The following is a 19,898-nucleotide window of genomic DNA, read 5'->3' on the forward strand; positions in this document are numbered from 1 at the left end:
CACCAACAGACTGGTGGCAGCACGGCAACTGCTGATCAACGTGGAGCAACGCCACTGATGGGCTTTGCGCGAATCACCTTTAGCTGGCGGCTTATCAAAGGCATGGCTTGCTTCGTGGGCCCTGTCTTCTAACCAGCGCTGGAATTGCTCAAGCGTTGGAGGAATGCACGCCCCACTGCCGGACTCTGAAGCGTGAGCTACCACGGCAGCGGAGCCGGGATTAGCAGGGGGCGTGCAAGGGGATGTGCGAGGGTTCATGTGTAGCTCCATGAGTTAGCTCATAGAACCACCCTGCTTCTGGCGGTAGGACAGGCTGTGAATCACTGCACAAGGTCCGGGTGGCTTCATGAGAAAATTGTCAAATTGATAAAGTTATCAATCTGATACCGGATGCTACACAGGAGTTATCTAAATGACAACAGATAAAGATTTGGAAACGCTGATTGAGGCAGCTTCAACGGCAGCTGGCAATCAATCAAAGCTGGCAGAAATCCTTGGAATCCCTAAAGGAAATCTGACGCAAATGAAGCAGGGGAAGCGAAACGCAAACTGGCGAATCAGAGGGAAGATGCGCGCCGTTACAGGGGAAGACCCTGCGCATGCATTCATGGCCGCGATGGTTGAGGACTTAGAGCAGTCGGAAAACGCGGACGAAAAAAAAGCCGCCGACGGTTTCAAAACCATGCTGGCAGCTTTTCCAAATGAGTGGCGGAGGCTGTGAGATTCGAACTCACGGACCCTTGCGAGTCGGCAGTTTTCAAGACTGCTGGTTTAAACCGCTCACCCAAACCTCCGTAAGCTGCGTATTCTACACAAGGAATGGACGCAGAAATTTCAAGCGTGGGCGCAGGCAGTGAGGCTGTGGGGTTGATGGTGCAGGCGATTGCTTTCTTCAATCTTGGTCATCGATAAGCACAAACCATAGCGTACGAGCTAGTCTCTACACTGCTTGCATGCCGCCACAGCTGTGGCTTGATTGTTGGAATGGTGTGAAAGGTGGTCGCAATGGATGAGCAAAACCCCGCGTTGGATGATGCGACTTTGGAGTTTGCAGAGCGCGTGTTTGATGCAGCGCGCAAGGGCGATGCGTTGCAATTGACACAGTGGCTGGAAAACGGGTTGCCAGCCACTTTACGCAACGCAAAAGGCGACAGTTTGTTGATGCTGGCCAGTTATTACGGGCATGCAGATGCTGCCAGGGTGTTGTTGCAGCATGGCGCGGATGCGCAAATACCCAACGGACGAGGCCAGACGCCATTGGCAGGCGCTGCATTCAAAGGTGATCTGGAGATGACGCGCTTGCTGCTGGACCATGGTGCGCAGGTAGATGGCCCATCGCCCGATGGGCGCACGCCGTTGATGTTTGCAGCCATGTTCAACCGCACGGACATTGTGGCACTGCTGCTGGAGCGCGGTGCGCATATCCGCCAGGCAGATCACCAGGGAACGACGGCTTTGGCGTGTGCCACCGCCATGAATGCCCATGATGCGGTGGCTTTGCTTCAGCAGCGGCTTCAAGACTAAAACATGCAGTATTTGAAATTTTGAAGAGCACCCTGCGCTGTGTTTGCAAGAGATTGCGTATTAAAAGATGCTCAATGTGAATAAGGCAAAGCGCTTGGTGCTCTTGCAAGCTGAGCATGCATGTTCCACGAAAGCATCTATTAATGCACCAAGGACTGCATGGATGAATGCTCAATGGGTGCGCAATGCAGTCATCAAAACGGGAGTGAAAACGGGCATAAAAAAACCGCCTTCGATGTGAAGGCGGTTCAGTTTGGGCGGCGTAAGACTTAGTCAGCCGTTGCGCCGGAGGCTTTCACGGCATCGCCCCATTTTTTGATATCGGCATCAATCAAGGCCGCGAAATCTGTGGTGCTCAGGCCGTAGGCTTCAGCCCCCAGATTGGAGATTTTTTCTTTGACACTGTCTTGCGCCAGGATGTCGCGCACATAGCCGTTCATGCGTTCGGCCAGTTCCTTGGGCATCTTCTTGGAGCCGATCATGCCGTACCAGGGTTCGACTTCAAAATCGGTGTAACCCAGTTCGTGCAGGCTCTTGACGCCGGGGAATTTGGGCGAAGCGTGCTTGCTGGTAATGGCCAGAGCCTTGAGCTTGCCGCCGTCGATCTGGGGCTTGAGGGGCACAGGGTTGTCAATGCCGTACTGCACTTCATTGGCCATCAGGGCAATGATCAGCGGGGCCGATCCCTTGTACGGGATGTGCGGCGACTTGGCCTTGATTTGCATGTGGAACATTTCAGCAATCATGTGCTGGGGAGAGCCAGCGCCGGCCGAGCCAAAGTTCAGCTTGTCGGTCTTGATGTGCTTGACCAGTTCGTCCACGCTGTTGATGCCCGATGTGGCCCCGGTGACCAGCAGGAAAGGTGCCTTGGCGATAGGGGTGATCGGTGTCAGATCGGTTCTGGGGTTGTACGGCACGCTTTTGTACAGCGAGGGCGAAATCACTACGGGGCTGCTGGAGCCCACCAGGTAGGTGCCGCCATCGGGTTTGGCGCGGCTGACAAAGGCGGTGGCGATGTTGCCGTTGGCGCCGGGCTTGCTTTCGACGATCACCGAAGCGTCAATGCGCTTTTCCAGCTCCAGCGCCACGATACGGGCCAGCATGTCGCTGGTGCCGCCGGGGGCGTAGGGTTGAACCAAAGTGATGGTTTTGACGGGCCATGCATCTTTGGCTTGAGCCAGTGCAGGCAAGGCTGCGGTGACGGCGACTGCAGCGCTTGCAGCCAATACGGTTCTTCTGAACATGTCCACTCCTGGTAGTTTGAGTTCATGCGTGTGAACCCAATAGTGATCGCAGAGAACGATTCAATTTGGTGCACTTACGTGCTTGTGAATCAGATTTAACCCGTAAATACTAACCCGCACTTTTGCGCTAGGCAGGCGCTGAAAGCCTGTAGATTGAAATAAATGATGTGGGTTCTACGTAGAAAAGGATGTATTTTTCAAGAAGTAGTTTTCTATTTTGTAATATGAAAAATGCTGCGTTGCAGCATGTTTTTAAAAGACTTTTTCAGAAAATTTGAAAATACCAAAAGTGTGACTACTTGTGTAGGCTAGTTGTTTGTGTGATGAAAAAGACTTTCTTCACACGCTCATCGACTTCCCAGTGACCGGCAAAGCCTTCGGGCAGAACAAAGCTGTCGCCCGCACCAAAGCTGTGAATGGTGCCGTCGGGGTCCACTACGCGGCAGCTGCCTTCGACGATGTGGCAAAACTCGACATAGCCCGCGCAGTGGGAGCGAAAAGCCCCAGCGGTGGCCTCCCATACCCCGCTGGAAAGCTGGCCGCCCATGGCGCTGAAGCTTTCCAGCGTTTTGTAAGTGGTGTGGCCGCTGATAGGGCGGCTGGGTTTGCCGGGTTTGGCCTGCGACAGGTCTTGGGTTTCGATACGAACGAGGGTGGGCTGTGATGAGGTCATGGCAAAGCAAGTGAGCAGTACACGCAGGCGTGAGGGCGATATGTTGCCATCTTGTAGCCGGTGATGGCCGGTGCACGATAGGGCGCACTTGATAAGTGGATGGCCATGGCGGCATCGCTTTCGCCGCCTATCAGCAACGGCACCAGCGCAGTGCCTTGATCTGAAGCATGCACCTCATCAGGCGCTGACAGCTCATGATTGAGTAGCGCATGAAAAAGGCCTGCATGCAGCAGGCCCTGTCACTTCACTTACGTCAATTTTCCCCGGAATGTTCAGCGTTTGGGCAGCACATCCAGTTCAGCGGCGCTGGGCAAGAAGCTGCCATTCCATACGGCATCGACAGGAATGGGGTTCTTGGTTTCGTAGGCCGTAGCCACTTGCTCGGCCATCAGCTTCAGGCGCTCAGGTTTCAGGCGGCCAAAGCCTTCTTTGCGGGCACCTTCGCTGTCTACGGCGGTTTCAATGGTCAGCTTCAGGCGCTTGATTTCCAGATCTGTCTTGACCAGGCCATCTTTGGCTTTGAGCGAGGCAATGGCCACTTCAGGCTGCGCAATGGCTTCTTTGGTGCCCTTGGCGAATGCTTTGAGGAAGGCGCGCAGGGCTTCGGGCTTTTGTGCAATCAGCTTGGGGCTGGCAATGATGACGTTGCCGTACAGCTGCACGCCGTGTGTGGCGTAGGGCAGCACCACAATGTCTTCGCGTGGGATGCCGCGCGCTTCCAGGTTCAGCAGGCTGGTGAAGGTGTAGCCGGTGACGGCATCGAGCTCACCGCGTGCCAGCATGGTTTCGCGCAGCGGCGGGTCCATGGTGGTCTATTGCACTGGGCCTACGCCGTTGGCCTGTGCAAACAGGGGAAAGGTGCGGCGGCCTGCATCAAAAATGGGCGCGCCCATTTTCTTGCCGGTCAAATCTGCGGCTTTGGTAATGCCCGATTTCTTCAGCGCCATGACCGATGCGGGCGTGGTGTTGTAGATCACCATGACGGCCACGGGTTTGATGGGAGCTTCGGGGTTGTTGGCGTGAAACTCCATCAACGCCGCCAAATCGGCAAAGCCCAGATCGTGCGTGCCCGATGCCACGCGCTGGATGGCACCTGCGCCGCTGGCAGCTTCTACATTCACATCCAGGCCCACTTCTTTGAAGTAGCCCTTTTGCTCAGGGTGCACAAAAAAGGCGGCTGGGCCTTCAAAGCGCCAGTCCAGCTGGAACTTCAGCGGCGTGGTTTGCGCTTGCGCGCTGGACAGGGCGGAGCAGGCAAGCAGGGCCGCTGCCGCGGTTTGCAGAAATTGGCGTTTGCGCATGGGTGGTGCATTCAAAGGGTGGATGACACACCGCTTGAGCAAGATCAATGCCTGCATTGCATACACAATTGGCATGCAAGTTGCGGCACTGCCGCATCGACAATGAACGGACCGTTGCATGACAGAAATCGACTTTTCCACGCTGGGCGTGTACGAACGCTACAAGCTCATGGCCAGCCTGATCGTGCCGCGCCCGATTGCTTTGGTGACAACGCTGAGCGAAGACGGCACGGTGAACGCCGCACCTTTCAGCATGTTCAACATGGTGGGCGAAGACCCGCCCGTGGTAATGCTGAGCGTGAACAAGCTGCAAGACGGGCAACTGAAAGACACGGCTGCACACATTTTGCGCACCAAAGAGTTTGTGGTGCATCTGGCCGATGAGCCGATTGCCGCCGCCATGCACCGTTGTGGTGACCGGCTGCCCGTGACCGAGAGCGAGCTGACCTACACCGGGCTGAGTACCGTGGCCTCCAAAACCGTGCAAGTGCCGCGCATTGCTGAAGCCCCGGTCGCTTTTGAGTGTGTGCTGCACGAGCTGCTGGAAACTGACAGCCGCTACGTGTTCATTGGCCGCGTGCAATGGCTGGCGGTGCGCGATGGGCTGGTGGACACCGAAAAGTGGCGCGTCAAGCTGCAGGATTACTTTCCGGTGGGTCGCTTTGGTGCCAGCTTTTACGTCACCTGCCGCGAGCGCTTTGCGATCGAGGCCAATGAGGGCAAGGCCGAAATGCAGCCGGGCAGTGCAGCCACTGCCATTGATGAAATGTGAGCGCACATCGCAATCTGATAAACGATTTCAGATACTTTTATATCTGAAATCAAGTACTGGTAAGCGATAAGCGCTTCTATAAAAAAAAAGCCCCTGGCGCAGGCCAGGGGCTTTTTTACGGGCAGCAACTGCGCTGCGATCAGGCTTTGCGGGCCTGTGCCTGAGCGGCAGACAGTGCCGTCATGTTCACCAGGCGACGAACGGTAGACGACGGTGTCAGCACGTGGGCAGCAGCGTTGGCACCCATCAAGATCGGGCCAATGGTGGTGCCGTGACCGGACGTGGTTTTGAGCACGTTGAACAGAATGTTCGCCGCATCCAGGTTGGGGCAGATCAGCACGTTGGCTTCGCCTGTCAGGCTCGAGTCCAGCAGCGTGCGGTGGCGCACGTTTTCGTCCAGAGCGGCGTCGCCATGCATTTCACCGTCGCACTCGATGCCGGGGTTGGCAGCGGCAAACAGGTTGCGCGCAGCGCGCATCTTCAGCGCAGACTTGCGGCTGGAAGAGCCGTAGTTGGAGTGCGACAGGAATGCCACCTTGGGCGGCAGACCAAAGCGCGCCACTTCATCAGCGGCCATCTTGGCAATCTGTGCCAGCTCTTCAGCGGTGGGGTCTTCGTTGATGTAGGTGTCCGCGATGAACAGGGTGCGGTTTTCCAGCATCACGGCGTTGACGGTGGCCAGACGGTCGGCACCGGTCTGGTGGCCCAGCACGGTTTCGATGTAATCGAGATGGCGGTCAAAACGGCCCACCAGGCCAGACAACATGGCGTCGGCATCACCCAGCTTGACCATCAGCGCTGCAATCAGGGTGTTGGAGCGACGCACGGCAGCCTTGGCAGTCTCAGGCGTCACGCCTTCACGGCCCATCAGGTGGTGGTAGGTTTCCCAGTACTGGCGGAAACGTGGGTCGTCTTCGGGGTCGCAGACTTCCACATCCACACCCAGTTGCAGACGCAGACCGGCTTTTTCAACGCGCGCAGCAATCACTGCGGGGCGGCCAATCAAGATGGGTTTGGCCAGGCCTTCTTCCACCACCACTTGCACGGCACGCAGCACGCGCTCGTCTTCACCTTCGGCATAGGCCACGCGCTGCAAGTCTTGCTTGGCGGCGGCAAACACGGGGCGCATGAACATGCTGGTCTGGTAGACAAAGCGTGACAGGCTCTCGCGGTAGGCTTCGATGTCTTCGATCGGGCGAGTAGCAACACCCGACTCGGCAGCAGCCTTGGCCACCGCAGGCGCAATGCGCAAGATCAGGCGTGTGTCGAAAGGTGTGGGGATCAGGTAGTCAGGGCCGAACTTCAGCTCCTTGCCCTGATAGGCGGCGGCAACTTCATCGCTCACGTCTTGCTTGGCCAGCGCGGCGATTTCGCGCACGCAAGCCAGCTTCATGCTCTCGGTGATCTTGGTGGCACCACAGTCGAGTGCGCCACGGAAGATGTAGGGGAAGCACAGAACGTTGTTGACCTGATTGGGGTAATCCGAGCGGCCTGTTGCAATGATGCAATCGGGGCGCACGGCCTTGGCCAGCTCAGGGCGAATTTCTGGCTCAGGGTTGGCCAGCGCCAGGATGATGGGCTGGCTGCCCATGGTCTTGACCATGTCTGCAGTCAGTGTGCCAGCGGCGGAGCAACCGAGAAACACGTCAGCGCCGTTGACGGCATCGGCCAGTGTGCGGGCGTCGGTCTTTTGTGCGTACTGGGCCTTGGAGGCATCCAGACCACCGGGGCGGCCTTCATAGATCACGCCCTTGGAGTCGCACATGAAGACGTTGGAGCGCTTGACGCCCAGGCCCACCATGACGTTCACGCAGGCAATGGCAGCAGCGCCAGCGCCGGAGACGGCAACCTTGACTTCATCAATCTTCTTGTTGACCAGCTCTAGACCATTGAGCAAGGCTGCGCTGGAGATGATGGCGGTGCCGTGCTGGTCGTCATGGAACACCGGAATGTTCATGCGCTTGGAGAGTTCCTGCTCAATGTAGAAGCACTCTGGCGCCTTGATGTCTTCCAGATTGATACCACCCAGTGTGGGCTCCAGCGAAGCGATGATGTCAATCAGCTTGTCGGGATCGCGTTCAGCCAGCTCGATGTCAAACACATCAACGCCAGCGAACTTCTTGAACAGGCAACCCTTGCCTTCCATCACAGGCTTGGAAGCCAGCGGGCCGATATCGCCCAGACCGAGCACCGCGGTGCCGTTGGTGATCACGCCCACCAGGTTGCCACGGGCGGTGTATTCGAAGGCCTTGGATGGATCTGCTTCAATGTCCAGGCAGGGGTAGGCTACGCCGGGCGAGTACGCCAGCGACAAGTCACGCTGATTGGACAGCGGCTTGGTCGGGGTGACCGAAATCTTGCCCTTGTTAGGGGTGCAGTGGTACTCACGCGCTGCATCGCGCAGAGCTTGTTCAGCGGTGGACAGGGTTTGCGTCATACAAAAATATCTCGTGAATCTGGCAAATCAAGCCAAAAGGCTTGCCGACCTAGAGCTTACCCTAGGTCTCGAACTCCCAATCAATGAACGCTTGTGCACTGCAACAAGCGCCGTCTCAGGCGCAAAACCCCTGCGGAGTGGGCAGGGGTTTCGTGGAGCCCGGTGATGGCCGGGCCTGGGGAGGAGGCAAAACGCTTTAGTGGGCGTCTGCCTGGCGCGCAGCATTGATGACAGCTTGGGTATCGCCGCGTGCGCCATTAAAGAACACATTCAGGAGCACGGCAGCGAGCGAGGCCAAGAGGATACCGGATTCAATCAGGGGGTGAATCGCGTGGGGCATCCACTGGCGAAAGTTAGGGGCAACCAGTGGAATCATGCCCACACCAATCGATACGGCCACGATCATTGCGTTGTTCCGGTTGTGCTTGAAGTCGACGGTCGACAAGATGCGGATGCCGGTGGCGGCCACCATGCCAAACATCACCAGGCCGGCGCCACCGAGCACCACGGTGGGTAACGATTCAATCAGCATGGCCATTTTTGGCAGCACACCCAGCACAATCAAAATTACGCCACCAGCCACGCACACCCAGCGGCTCATCACGCCCGTGACAGCGACCAAGCCCACGTTTTGCGAGAAGCTGGTGTAGGGGAACGTATTGAAAATACCGCCAATCAAAGTGCCAAGACCATCGGTGCGCAAACCCCGGGTCAGTTCGTCCTGGCTGATCTTCTTGCCTGTCATCTCAGACAGTGCCAGAAACATGCCGGTGGATTCAATCATCACCACGATCATCACCAGGGTCATGGTCAAAATCAGTATGGGGTCGAACACCGGGGTGGCAATCTCAAAAGGCAGCACCAGATTGAACCATTTGGCCTCAGCCACCTTGTGAAAGTTCATCAGTCCCATGGCTGCGGTAATGACGCCGCCCACAACGATGCCCAGCAGCACCGAAATATTGGCAAAAAATCCCTTGCCAAAGCGTGCAATTAGCAAGATGGTCAGCAGCACAATTCCGGAAATGCCAACGCCAGTCAGGTCGGCGTATTTCGGGTTGGGGATGGTGGGAACAACGGCAAGCCCCTTGGGAATGGGTGACAGGGCCGAGCCGGGAGCTCCTGCCATGGCCTGTGCTTCTGTCAGCCACTTGAGGTGCTCAGGGTTGGGCACGGCGGGTGCGGTTGGGCCCACAGGGTTGCCAAAAATCCAGTTGATGCCCACGCGCATCAGGCTGATACCGATCACCGTAATGATGGTGCCGGTGACCACTGGAGGAAAGAAACGCAGCAAACGGCTGATGACTGGAGCAATCAGCATGGAGGTGATGCCTGCACCAATGACCGCACCAAAAATCAGCCCGGCTCCTGCATGACCGCCTGTACTTTGCGCCATGGACACCATGGGTCCTACGGCTGCAAAGGTGACCCCCATCATTACAGGCAGCTTGATGCCAAACCACTGTGTACATCCCATGGCCTGAATCAAGGTGACCAGACCGCAGACAAACAAGTCCGCCGAGATCAGCATGGCCACCTGTTCAGGGGGCAAGTTGAGTGCGCGACCCACGATCAGTGGTACAGCCACTGCACCGGCATACATCACGAGCACGTGCTGCAAGCCTAGTGCAGTGACCCGCCCTAAAGGCAGTTTTTCATCGACAGGGTGGACGGTAGTTTGCATGGCGTCTTCCTTGGAATCCTTTGTATATTTGACAGAGAGAAATGCACCTGCTTGTGCACAACGCTCCATACAAAAAGTGTATACAAAATGAGGAAAAAGAAGCCGCTCCAAAACCCCTGTTTGATGCCTGTCCTGATAGGGTTTGCCCGCTGTTAGCGGGATATCGCAACAAAAGCCCGGTGAACGTTTTTGAAGTGCAAAAATCTTTTTTGCAATGTGAAAAATAAAACGCACTGCAGGTGATCAATGAAGCGCATGGCAGAAGCTGTGCACGCCTTTGGCATTCCTGTGATCACTAGGATGGTAGATCCATGGGCTGCAGTTGTTTGCGCAATGGATCGTGAGGCTGGGCATTGTCGGGGTTCAGTGATTGCTCGACTTCTGCCAAATGCTCATGCAGCAGACGCGCAGCCAGTTGTGTGTCGCCCGCTTCCAGGGCCTGTACGATGCCTTCGTGCTGTTGGCACGACAAATTCGCATCTTGCTGTGATTGATAGAGCGTGGCCGCCAGGGTGGTGCGTGCCGTGAGATCGCGCAGGATCTGGCTCAAGGCATCGTGGCCCATGCTTTGCGCCAGACACACATGAAAATCCGCCAGCAAGAAGGCCCGCATTGCGGGGTCTACGCCTTCCAGGGCCGCTTGCTCCTGGGCAATGTGCTGGCGCAACTGTCGCGTCACTTGCTGCAAGGGGCGGCCTTGCTCTTGCAGCAGGCCTGTTTCAATGACGCGGCGCGCAGCAAAGGCATCACGCGCTTCAGTCACGGATGGCTCAACCACAAACCAGCCACGGCGTGGATGCACGTTGACAAATCCGCGCGCTTGAAGCTGCATGAGTGCCTCGCGCACCAACGTACGGCTAACGCCAAACACATCAGACAGGGCTTGCTCGCCCAGACGCTCTCCGGGCTGCAGTTTGCGCGCCAGAATGGATTGGACGACGAGCTGAGCGATGGATTGCGTAGGGCGTTGCATGGGGTCTATGTTAGATGAGGGATGGGGGCGAGATCTTCTGGCAGATCAAGTGCGGGCACCGTTTCTCCGTTGAGCACCTGGTGTGCCCGCGCTTTATCAATATCACCTTCCCATGCAGCGATAGCGACGGTGGCGACACAGTTGCCAATCAAATTGCCCAGTGCACGGGCAATGCCCATGAACCAGTCCACCGACAGCACCAGCACCAGGCCAATGGCCGGAATGGCTGGCACGGCTTGCAACGTGGCTGCCAGCACCACAATGGCTGAGCCGGGTACACCGTGTGCGCCTTTGGATGTGAGAAGGGAAATGGCCAGAATGGTCAGCAAATCCGTCATGGTGATTGGCGTGTTGGTCGCCTGGGCAATAAACACTGCCGCCATGGTGATGTAGATGGAAAATGCGTCCAGATTAAACGAATAGCCCGTGGGTATGACCAGCCCCACGGTGGAGTCGCGGATGCCCATGTGCTTGAGCTTGGCCATGATCTGCGGCAGTACGCTGTCAGAGGATGTGGTGGCAAACACCACGGCCAGTTCTTCGCGCAGATAGCGCAGCAGCTTGAACAGGCTAAAGCCTGAAAAACGCAAAATTAGCCCCAGCACCCCAAACACAAAAATAAGCACAGCGCTGTAAAACAGTACGACCAGCATGCCCAGCTGCTTGAGGGAGCCCAAGCCGTATTTGCCCACAGTGAAGGCGATGGCACCGAGCACACCCAAAGGGGCCAGCTTGATGAGAATGCCCATGGTCTTGAACAGCACCAGTGACAAATCTTCGATCAGGCCCGTGACTTTGCGCCCCCTCTCACCCAGCAGGGAAAGGGCGCAGCCAAACAAGATGGAAAACAGCAGCACCTGCAGCACATCGCCGGTGGCAAAAGCGCTGACTGCCGTGGTGGGTATGAGCTTGAGTAAAAACTCTGCGGTGCCGCCACCTGCCAGTTTTTCAGCATTGCTGGCATAGGCGCTCATGGCCGAGGCATCCAGTCCCTTGGGGTCCACGTTCATGCCTACCCCGGGTTGAAACCACACCGCCAGCAGCAAGCCCAGCGCCAGCGCGATGGTGGTGACAACTTCAAAGTAGATCAGGGATTTGACACCAACGCGGCCCACGCGCTTGAGATCGCCTGTGCCCGCAATGCCATGCACCACCACGCAGAAAACGATCAACGGGATCAGCATCTTGATGAGCTTGATAAACCCATCGCCAAGAGGCTTCAGGGCGATGCCTGTATCAGGCCAAGCCAGGCCGATGACGACACCTGCAACCAGTGCCAGCAGTACTTGTCCAAACAGTGATTTCAAAAAGCGCATGGAGAACCTCGCAGTCTTGATGTCCAAATCTTGTATACAAGAAATGTCTTCAAGATTGATGCCAAGGTCACGAGGGTTTGCACGCAAACTGTGGCGTGCAGTGAACGCGGGTTAGCGAGGGGACGTTCGGGGTGTGCGGCTGTGCTGCCGCTAGGGCTGCACTTGCCGGTTGTGATGCCAGCATCGCCGTGCAGTGTTGCCTGCGTGCTGTTCAAACGCGTGCATGGTGTTTGTGTGTGTGGCTACTGTGTTGGCGAGTAGTGAACAGTGAGCAGTGAGTGCACATGCTTTCACGTGCCATCACAGGGCGCCTGGACACGCTCTTTGCCCAGAGCAATAGCGCACTGCGCTGCATATACGGCCGCCATGACATCTTCAGCGCTGCCAAAAAGAAGAAAGCCCCCAGCTGGTAACAGCTGGGGGCTTTCTTCGTTCAAAGTGACAGTCGGTTTAGGCCGTCAAATCCACCAGACTGCGGGCAATGACTTTGGTAGCGCGACGCAGGTCCTCCAGTACCAGGCGCTCGTCAGCACGTTTGGCATGGCTTTCCAGCACGGTGCGCGGACCTGCTCCGTAGATCACGCCGGGTATGCCGCGCTCCACATACAGGCGTACATCGGTGTACAGCGGGGTGCCCACTGCCGGTGGTTTTTCACCAAAGACAGCTTCAGCGTGCTTTTGAATGGCATTGACCAGCGGTGCATTGCCTGCCAGTGGGGTCATGGCGTTGGCCAGCAGCAGGCGCTTGATGTCGACACGCACGGCATCTTCACCGGCATAACCGTGCTGGGCGTTGAAATCTGCTGTGGCTTTGGCAATTACGGCGCGGATGGACGCTTCTACCTCGGCGGGGTTCTCCTCGGGGATCATGCGGCGGTCCAGCTTGAGTGAGACCTTGCCGGGGATCACATTGGTATTGGTGCCGCCTTCGATGCGGCCAATGTTCACATACGGGTGCTTGATGCCGGGCACCTTGGACAGCACCTGCTGGTATTTGACGTTTTCAGCGTACAGGCCGTTCATGATGGCTACGGCCGCTTGCAGCGCGTCCACCCCGGTGTGGGGGACAGCGGCGTGGGCCATCTTGCCGTGTACCGTCACTTCCATCTGCAGGCAGCCGTTGTGTGCGGTGACCACTTCGTAGCTAAAGCCTGCCGCCACCATCAAGTCAGGCTGGGTCAGACCTTGCTCCAGCAGCCATCCTGGGCCCAGCAGTCCGCCAAACTCTTCGTCGTAGGTGAAGTGCAGCTCTACCGTGCCCTTGGTGGGCTGGGCTACGGCTTCCAGCGCCCGTACGGCAAAGGTAAAGGTGGCAAAGTCGCTCTTGCTCACCGCAGTAGCGCGGCCAAACATCTTGCCGTCTTCAATCTCGGCACCGTAGGGGGCTTTGCTCCAGCCTTCGCCCGGTGGTACCACATCGCCGTGGGCATTCAGTGCAATGGTCCTGCCGCCATCGCCCGGTGTGCCGTAGGGGCGACGCACAATCAGGTTGGTGATGGACTCCATGCCGTAGTCCTTCACCTGCTGCGCAGGCACGACGTGTTTTTCGGCGTTAAAGCCAAAGGCCTCAATCAGATCTGCCGTACGCTCAGCGTGGGGGGCATTGTTGCCTGGGGGCGTATCGGTGGGCACTTGTACCAGGGCCTGCAAAAACTGCACTTGCTCGTCAAAGTGCTGGTCAATCCATGCATCCAGTGCGGCGTAGGTGGCTTGGCGGTCTTGGGTCATTCTTGTTGTCTCTTATGGGTGGTGGTTTATTGGGCGCTCATTTGCGCCAGCACGTGGCTGAATGCATCCACAGCCAGTTGCATGTCGTCGCTGGTGGTCGATTCCAGCGGGTTGTGGCTGATGCCGCTGTTCAGGCCTCGCGTAAACAACATGGCCTGGGGCATGATTTCATGCAGTTTCATGGCGTCGTGACCGGCGCCACTGGGCATGCGGTAGACAGGTACGCCCAGCGCGGCCACAGCTTTTTCCCAGCAGATTTGCAATGCCGGGTTGCTGGGGGCAGCAGCGGCCTTCATGGCCAGTTCTTGCTTGGTCTGCAGACAACGGCGCTGGGCAATTTCTTCGAACTTGGCCAGTACATCGCTCACCATGGCATCGCGCTGTGTGTCGGTCGGTGCGCGCATGTCCATGCTGAATGTGCATTTTCCAGGCACTACGTTGATGGAGCCATTGGGCACCTGCAGCATGCCTATGGTGGCCACGCTGTCACCATCTTGCGCGGCGCGCTGCTCCATGTACAAAGCCAGCTCGGCCACGCCAAGCGCGGCATCGCGGCGGCGGTCCATGGGGGTGGTGCCTGCGTGGCTGGCCGTGCCGATCATTTCGCAGACGTAGCGCACGCCACCATTGATGGAGGTCACCACGCCCAGTGGAATATCCAGCTCATTGAGCACGGGGCCTTGCTCAATGTGTACTTCCACAAACCCGAGGTATTGCGCAGCATCGCGCTGAATTTTAGGGATGTCGTCAATGCACAGGCCTGCGTGCTGCATGGCTTCGCGCATGGTGATGCCGTCGGCATCTTTTTGTTCCAGCCATTCAGGCTTGAAGTCGCCGATCAGCGCGCCAGAGCCCAGGAAGGTGGCCTTGTAGCGCTGGCCTTCCTCTTCGGCAAAGCCTACAACTTCAATGCCAAAAGGCAGGCGCTTGCCTTGGCGGTGCAGCTCACGCACGCACGCCATGGGGACAAAAATACCCAGGCGGCCGTCGTACTTGCCGCCGTTGCGTACGGTGTCGTAGTGGCTGCCAGTCAGCAGATACTTGCCGCCATCTTGAGCAGGTTTATAGCGACCCACCACGTTGCCAACGGCATCAATTTCGACTTCATCAAAGCCGCAGTCGCGCATCCAGTGGCTGATGCGCTGGGCGCAGGCGCGGTGTGCATCGGTCAGGTAGGTGACGGTGAGCTGGCCTTTTTCGATATAGCCGGGTTCGCTGTGCTGGGCCAGTTTTTCCTGCCAGTCCCAGACGTCGTTGCCCAGCGTGGGTTCATAGCCAAACTTGTCGTTGAGACGAATCTCCGCAATCCGGTGGATGTTGCGCAGGGCTTCAGCACGTTCAAAGTCAGGGTGGTTGGACAGGCGCCGCGCAAAGGTGTCAATGATTTCTTGCTTGAGCAGTCCCGTGCCGCGTGGGCCACGCACTGCAAGAATGAAGGGAAAGCCAAAGCGCGCGTTGTAGGCCGCGTTCAGCTGCTGGATGTGTGCAAACTCTTCGGGCGTGCACTGGGTCAGGCCTGCCTTGTTTTGTTCGTTGGTCGACTCTGCTGTGAGTGACTTGGCCACCATGGCTTTGCCTGCAAGCTCCGGGTGGGCACGAATCAGGTCCAGCTGCGGCTGCACACCCGCTTGCTCAAGCACCCGCACCATGGCGTGCTTGAGGTGGGCCAGCGACGTAAACGGACGCTGGGACAGCGCGCTCTGGGCAATCCAGGGTGAATGTTCGTACAAGCCATCGAGCATCTGCACGGCGCTGGCAGCATCGGCAGTGTTGAGTTGTTCGAGGGTCAGTGCCATGGTGCTTCCTATCAATAAAAAGAGCTGTCAGCGCTTATGGGGTAAGCGCCAGGGCTGATTCGGCTTAAAACTTCGACTTACAGGGCTGGTGCTGGAAAGCGCTGTGCCCAGTGGCGTGCAATGTCAATGCGGCGGGCCACCCACACCTGATCGTGTTGCTGGATGTGATCCAGAAAACGTTGCAGCGCGGTGATGCGGCCGGGGCGGCCCAGCAGGCGGCAGTGCATGCCAATGCTCATCATCTTGGGGGCGTTGTCGCCCTGTGGGTCGCCTTCGGCGTACAGCGCATCGAACGTGTCTTTGAGGTACTGAAAGAACGGATCTGCATGCGAGTAGCCCTGTGGCAGGGCAAAGCGCATGTCGTTGCAGTCCAGCGTGTAGGGCACGATGAGCTGCTGGTGCTTGCTGCCATCGGTTTTGCCTACGGTCATCCAGAAGGGAAGGTCGTCGCCGTAGTAGTCGCTGTCGTAGGTAAAGCGGCCATCATCTGCCACGATACGGTGGCTGTTGGGGCTGTCGCGCCCTGTGTACCAGCCCAGGCCGTGGTCGCCGTCATGGCCATAGAGTGCTTCAAAGATGGCCATGCACTGCGCCATGTGCGCGCGCTCCACTTCTTCGGGCACGCCCTGGTAGTGAATCCATTTGAGACCGTGGCAGGCCACCTCATGACCGAGCTGTGCAAAGGCCTGGGCCAGTTCAGGGTGCTTTTGCAGTGCAGTGGCCACGCCAAATACGGTCAAGGGCAGGTCGCGCTTTTCAAACTCGCGCAGGATGCGCCACACGCCGGCGCGTGAGCCGTATTCGTAAATGCCTTCCATGCTCATGTGGCGCTCAGGGTAGGCGGCAGGGTTGAACATTTCAGACAGAAACTGTTCGCTGGCCGGGTCACCGTGCAGCACGCAGTTCTCGCCACCTTCTTCGTAATTGAGTACAAACTGCACCGCAATGCGCGCCTGACCCGGCCACTGCGGGTGCGGGGTGTTGCGGCCATAGCCAATCAAATCACGGGGGTAGGGGGCGCAGGCGTTGTAGGTCATGGGGCAAAACTCAGATCAAAGCGTGACGCTGGACAGCGCCATGGATAAATCGTTGGTGGGCATGTCGCGGTCAAAGGTCAGACCCTGTTCCACATGCTGCAGATGGTCCTGCATCAGGCGCACGGCGGTGTCTTCGTCTTTGGCAGCCAGGGCTGTAACGATGGCTTCGTGCTCTTCGTGCGAATGCTCGGCAGCACTGGCACTTTGGTACATCAGGGTAATGAGGGCGCAGCGCGAGATGAGATCACCCAGCAGTTGTGCCAGCACGTGGTTGCCCATTTGCTCGGCCATGACCACGTGAAAATCGCCCAGCAACTCCGTGCGCTGGCCCACATCGTTGCGGTCCATGGCCTTTTTCTCTGCGGTGATGTGGTTTCTCAGCGCTTTGATCTGTGCGGGCTTAATCTGGCGCACAAAGGCACGTGTCATTTCTGACTCCAGCATGCGGCGCACGGCAAAGACCTGTTTGGCTTCATCGACCGAGGGGGTGGCCACAAAGGCACCGCGTGCCGGTGCGAGCGTGACCAGGCGGTTTTGCGAAAGCTGGAACAAAGCTTGCCTGACCAGTGTGCGAGAAACGCCGAAGTGGTCGGCGAGCTTTTGTTCCGCCAACTTGGTGCCAGGGCGCAATTTGTGCTCGACGATGGCACGCGTCAATGCGTCGGCAATGGCGCTGGTGGAGGATGTTTCCATAGGGATCATCATAGATGCGTTTGAACAAAAATTGTATACACTTTTGGTGAACAAGCGACTGTTAGGCAGTCGCAGCAAATTAAGGAGTTACCCATGGGCTTGAGTACCCACGTTCTAGACACCATGCATGGCGGCCCTGCCGCAGGCATGACAGTGAAACTTTTTGCTACGCAGGGTGACACGGCCACTCTCATTCAGAGCCTGACCCTGAACCACGATGGCAGAACCGACGCACCACTTTTTGACAACAACAGTCTCAAAGTGGGCACCTACCGCTTGTCCTTCGATGTTGCAGGCTACTTCAAAGCAAAAGGCGTGCAACTTCCCGAGCCTAATTTTCTGAATGTGGTGAGCCTGGACTTTGGCGTAGCGCATGCAGATCAGCATTACCACGTGCCATTGCTGGTCAGCCCATGGAGTTATTCCACGTACCGTGGCTCTTGATGGGCATGGGGCGATCAAATAAAAGAGAGCGGCTAGCGCCCTTCACTCCTTGCTTTCGGGTACATATGTATCTGAAACACTGAAGGCATAAGCGCTAACCGCTCTCTTTTAATTTCTTCCTGATCTAACCGCCTGTCAGTTGTCCTTCAGACAGGCTATCGAGCTGGAACTGCCCGGATCGGTCCCACAGCCACGTATCTGTGTACGTGACGTTGCCCGCACCCGTGGGCGGAAATGGTGCAGCGGCGCGCACCAAGCGCTCAATTTCCTTGACCACTTCTGGTGCATGGCTGGGTGTGCGCATCCAGCTCAGGCGGCGGATATGGCCCGTGCCCGAGAGAAAAATCTGCAGCACGCCCACGGCATAAAGCATCGGCGGCAGCTTGCCGCGGTAGATGCGCTGTGGGTAACGCTGGTAAAGGTGGCGGGCTGCTTTTTGCTCGTATGCGGCAGACGCCGGGTTGCCTGCACCGAGCAGGTCGCCAGGTAGCCGGATCGGTACGCCGCAAGCGGTCAGCGAGGCCGCAGCCACCGTGGTCATGCCACCGAGCAGCCACTGGCGGCGCGAGAGGGGGCGGGTAGAGGGTGTGGGCAGGGTCGTCATATCGCCAGCTTATCGATTGCACGGGGCATGTAGTCGCTGCGCCATGGGCGCTTGTTGCTGTAGGTCTGGGCGCAGTGAATGGATTTTTCAGCCGGGGTGCCACGAATGGCTCAGCCGCCGTTCAGCTGGCCTTCTGTCAAGGTGTCCAGCTGAAAGCGCCCTGACTTGTCCCACAGCCAGGTGTCGGTGTACGTCACATAGCCCAGCTTGCTGGCAACCGGGAACGGTGCAGCGGCGCGCACTGTGCGCTCAATCTCGCGTACCACCTCGGGGGCATGGCGGGGCGCGCGCATCCAGCTCAGGCTGCGCACATTGCCGCTGCGGTCCAGATGCACTTCCAGCACGCCCACGGCATAAAGCATGGGCGGCAGCTGCCCTTTATAAATACGCTGCTGGTTGTGCTGGTACAGGTGCTGTGCGGCATCTTTCCGGTAGGCACGTGCAGAGGATGCGCTGGATGCCGCACTGGGCGGTGCTGTGGAAGAGCCGGTGGGTGGCGCTGATGGTGCAACGCCGCAAGCTGCCAGCACGGCTGCGATCGCCGTTGCAAAGCCACCCCAGAACCAATGGCGCTTAGGATGGGCAGAAGATGGAGTTAAGGCGTGCTTTTCAGTCATGGTGCGAGCTTATCCTGATCCACAAAGACGCAAAAGTGGCAAGACTTGTGCTTGCCATGGTGATGGCTGTCAACAAATAAGGTGAACCGGGTGAATGATTGGGAATGTCTGCACGCTGCGCTGGCGCAAGGCCCGGTGTGCTTGGTGGAGGTCACGGCCATCCAGGGCTCAGCCCCGCGTGGCCCCGGTGCCTGGATGGCGGTGCAAGAAAATGCCTTGATTGGCACGATTGGCGGCGGTCATCTGGAGTGGGAGGCCACGCGGCTGGCGCGCGAATGGGTGCAGCAAGGCTTGCAGGGCCATAGTCGCACCCACCGTCTGGCTCTGGGTCCATCGCTGGGGCAGTGCTGCGGCGGTGCGGTGGATATCCGCCTGAGTGTGGTGGCTCACCAGGCAGCGCTAGAGGCAGTGGCTGCCCGCCTGCAGCAAGTACGAGTGCCTGTGGCCTTGTTCGGGGCGGGCCATGTGGGCCATGCCTTGGTGCGTGTGCTGCAGCCCTTGCCTTTCACTGTGCATTGGGTAGACAGCCGCGATGGCGTGTTCCCCTCGCCAGTGCCTGCGCATGTGTTTTGCGAGCACTCTAGCCCGGTGCAAGACGCGGTGCGCGATCTGCCCGCTCATTCTTTGGTGCTGGTGATGAGCTTTAGCCATGCAGAGGATCTGGATGTTGTCTGCGCATGCCTGCGCCGCCAGCGCACGCAGGGCGATATGCCGTTTTTAGGGCTGATTGGCAGTGCCACCAAATGGGCTGTGTTCCAGCGCCGTTTGCTTGAGCGCGGATTTACGCAGGCAGAAATTGCACACATCACCTGCCCGATTGGGGTTGCGGGTGTGCCCGGAAAAGAGCCGGAGGTGATTGCCATTGCCGTTGCGGCACAGTTATTGCAGCAACGGCAGCAACAGCTTTCATCGTGCTAAAGCCTTGCCAAAGGGCTAGGTAGTTCTCCTAGGAGCGTAATCGTTGCTGTTTTTGGAGACAAAAATTGCATACACTTTGATGAAAGACAGGTCGCAGCGGTGCCCAGAATGGTTGTTAAAACCCAGGTGCGCGACCC

The 19,898-nt window shown here is 57.9% G+C and carries 17 protein-coding genes, 1 tRNA gene and 1 pseudogene; 5 read left to right on the forward strand and 14 right to left on the reverse strand.

Going from position 1 to position 19,898, the window contains the following annotated elements:
• The first annotated feature begins 412 nt into the window (after positions 1 to 412).
• The gene (locus IB213_RS04085; RefSeq protein WP_192405486.1) at positions 413 to 721 is read left to right on the forward strand and encodes a hypothetical protein; all 309 of its coding nucleotides are present in this window, start codon (positions 413 to 415) and stop codon (positions 719 to 721) included.
• On the opposite strand, the gene IB213_RS04090 is transcribed toward IB213_RS04085, so the two are convergent.
• Positions 707 to 794, reverse strand: a tRNA-Ser gene (locus tag IB213_RS04090). The genes IB213_RS04085 and IB213_RS04090 overlap by 15 nt on opposite strands.
• A 211-nt stretch (positions 795 to 1,005) precedes the next feature.
• Here IB213_RS04090 and IB213_RS04095 point away from each other — a divergent pair.
• Positions 1,006 to 1,524, forward strand: coding sequence for an ankyrin repeat domain-containing protein (locus IB213_RS04095; protein WP_192405487.1), 519 nt, complete (start codon positions 1,006 to 1,008; stop codon positions 1,522 to 1,524).
• Positions 1,525 to 1,793: 269 nt separating this feature from the next.
• Here IB213_RS04095 and IB213_RS04100 read toward each other — a convergent pair whose 3' ends face one another.
• From IB213_RS04100 to IB213_RS04110, 3 genes and pseudogenes are all read right to left on the reverse strand, one after another.
• Entirely contained in the window at positions 1,794 to 2,768 is a 975-nt protein-coding gene (locus IB213_RS04100) for a tripartite tricarboxylate transporter substrate binding protein (protein WP_191723530.1), read from the reverse strand.
• 295 nt (positions 2,769 to 3,063) lie between these two features.
• Positions 3,064 to 3,441: a cupin domain-containing protein gene (locus tag IB213_RS04105; protein ID WP_191723531.1), complete on the reverse strand. Its 378-nt coding sequence runs from the start codon at positions 3,439 to 3,441 to the stop codon at positions 3,064 to 3,066.
• 272 nt (positions 3,442 to 3,713) lie between these two features.
• Positions 3,714 to 4,742 (reverse strand): annotated as a pseudogene (locus IB213_RS04110) (ABC transporter substrate-binding protein).
• 118 nt (positions 4,743 to 4,860) lie between these two features.
• Here IB213_RS04110 and IB213_RS04115 point away from each other — a divergent pair.
• Positions 4,861 to 5,514, forward strand: a complete 654-nt coding sequence (locus IB213_RS04115) for a flavin reductase family protein (protein WP_192405488.1) — start codon at positions 4,861 to 4,863, stop codon at positions 5,512 to 5,514.
• A gap of 139 nt (positions 5,515 to 5,653) precedes the next feature.
• Here the strand turns inward: IB213_RS04115 and IB213_RS04120 are convergent, their stop codons facing one another.
• From IB213_RS04120 to IB213_RS04155, 8 genes are all read right to left on the reverse strand, one after another.
• Positions 5,654 to 7,951: an NADP-dependent malic enzyme gene (locus IB213_RS04120; RefSeq protein WP_191723534.1), complete on the reverse strand. Its 2,298-nt coding sequence runs from the start codon at positions 7,949 to 7,951 to the stop codon at positions 5,654 to 5,656.
• 196 nt (positions 7,952 to 8,147) lie between these two features.
• Positions 8,148 to 9,635, reverse strand: coding sequence for a nucleobase:cation symporter-2 family protein (locus tag IB213_RS04125; protein WP_191723535.1), 1,488 nt, complete (start codon positions 9,633 to 9,635; stop codon positions 8,148 to 8,150).
• Positions 9,636 to 9,930: 295 nt separating this feature from the next.
• The gene (locus tag IB213_RS04130) at positions 9,931 to 10,608 is read right to left on the reverse strand and encodes a GntR family transcriptional regulator (protein WP_191723536.1); all 678 of its coding nucleotides are present in this window, start codon (positions 10,606 to 10,608) and stop codon (positions 9,931 to 9,933) included.
• Positions 10,609 to 10,613: 5 nt separating this feature from the next.
• Entirely contained in the window at positions 10,614 to 11,924 is a 1,311-nt protein-coding gene (locus tag IB213_RS04135; protein WP_192405489.1) for a C4-dicarboxylate transporter DctA, read from the reverse strand.
• Between the two features lie 450 nt (positions 11,925 to 12,374).
• Positions 12,375 to 13,652, reverse strand: a complete 1,278-nt coding sequence (locus IB213_RS04140) for a M20/M25/M40 family metallo-hydrolase (RefSeq protein WP_192405490.1) — start codon at positions 13,650 to 13,652, stop codon at positions 12,375 to 12,377.
• Positions 13,653 to 13,678: 26 nt separating this feature from the next.
• The gene (uraD, locus tag IB213_RS04145) at positions 13,679 to 15,448 is read right to left on the reverse strand and encodes a 2-oxo-4-hydroxy-4-carboxy-5-ureidoimidazoline decarboxylase (protein WP_192405491.1); all 1,770 of its coding nucleotides are present in this window, start codon (positions 15,446 to 15,448) and stop codon (positions 13,679 to 13,681) included.
• A 77-nt stretch (positions 15,449 to 15,525) separates the two neighbouring features.
• The gene (puuE, locus tag IB213_RS04150) at positions 15,526 to 16,485 is read right to left on the reverse strand and encodes an allantoinase PuuE (protein ID WP_191723540.1); all 960 of its coding nucleotides are present in this window, start codon (positions 16,483 to 16,485) and stop codon (positions 15,526 to 15,528) included.
• 15 nt (positions 16,486 to 16,500) lie between these two features.
• Positions 16,501 to 17,178: a GntR family transcriptional regulator gene (locus IB213_RS04155; RefSeq protein WP_191723541.1), complete on the reverse strand. Its 678-nt coding sequence runs from the start codon at positions 17,176 to 17,178 to the stop codon at positions 16,501 to 16,503.
• A 93-nt stretch (positions 17,179 to 17,271) separates the two neighbouring features.
• Here IB213_RS04155 and uraH point away from each other — a divergent pair, with 93 nt between their 5' ends.
• Positions 17,272 to 17,622, forward strand: a complete 351-nt coding sequence (uraH, locus tag IB213_RS04160; protein WP_192405492.1) for a hydroxyisourate hydrolase — start codon at positions 17,272 to 17,274, stop codon at positions 17,620 to 17,622.
• A 124-nt stretch (positions 17,623 to 17,746) separates the two neighbouring features.
• On the opposite strand, the gene IB213_RS04165 is transcribed toward uraH, so the two are convergent.
• Both IB213_RS04165 and IB213_RS04170 read right to left on the reverse strand, forming a co-directional pair.
• Complete coding sequence (locus IB213_RS04165; protein ID WP_192405493.1) at positions 17,747 to 18,226, reverse strand: hypothetical protein; 480 nt, start codon at positions 18,224 to 18,226, stop codon at positions 17,747 to 17,749.
• 110 nt (positions 18,227 to 18,336) lie between these two features.
• Positions 18,337 to 18,843, reverse strand: a complete 507-nt coding sequence (locus IB213_RS04170; RefSeq protein ID WP_225560943.1) for a hypothetical protein — start codon at positions 18,841 to 18,843, stop codon at positions 18,337 to 18,339.
• A gap of 90 nt (positions 18,844 to 18,933) precedes the next feature.
• Here IB213_RS04170 and xdhC point away from each other — a divergent pair, with 90 nt between their 5' ends.
• Entirely contained in the window at positions 18,934 to 19,761 is an 828-nt protein-coding gene (xdhC, locus tag IB213_RS04175; protein ID WP_192405494.1) for a xanthine dehydrogenase accessory protein XdhC, read from the forward strand.
• Positions 19,762 to 19,898 lie beyond the last annotated feature (137 nt).

The organism is Comamonas sp. CMM02, from assembly GCF_014851485.1.
GTDB lineage: Bacteria > Pseudomonadota > Gammaproteobacteria > Burkholderiales > Burkholderiaceae_C > Comamonas > Comamonas avium.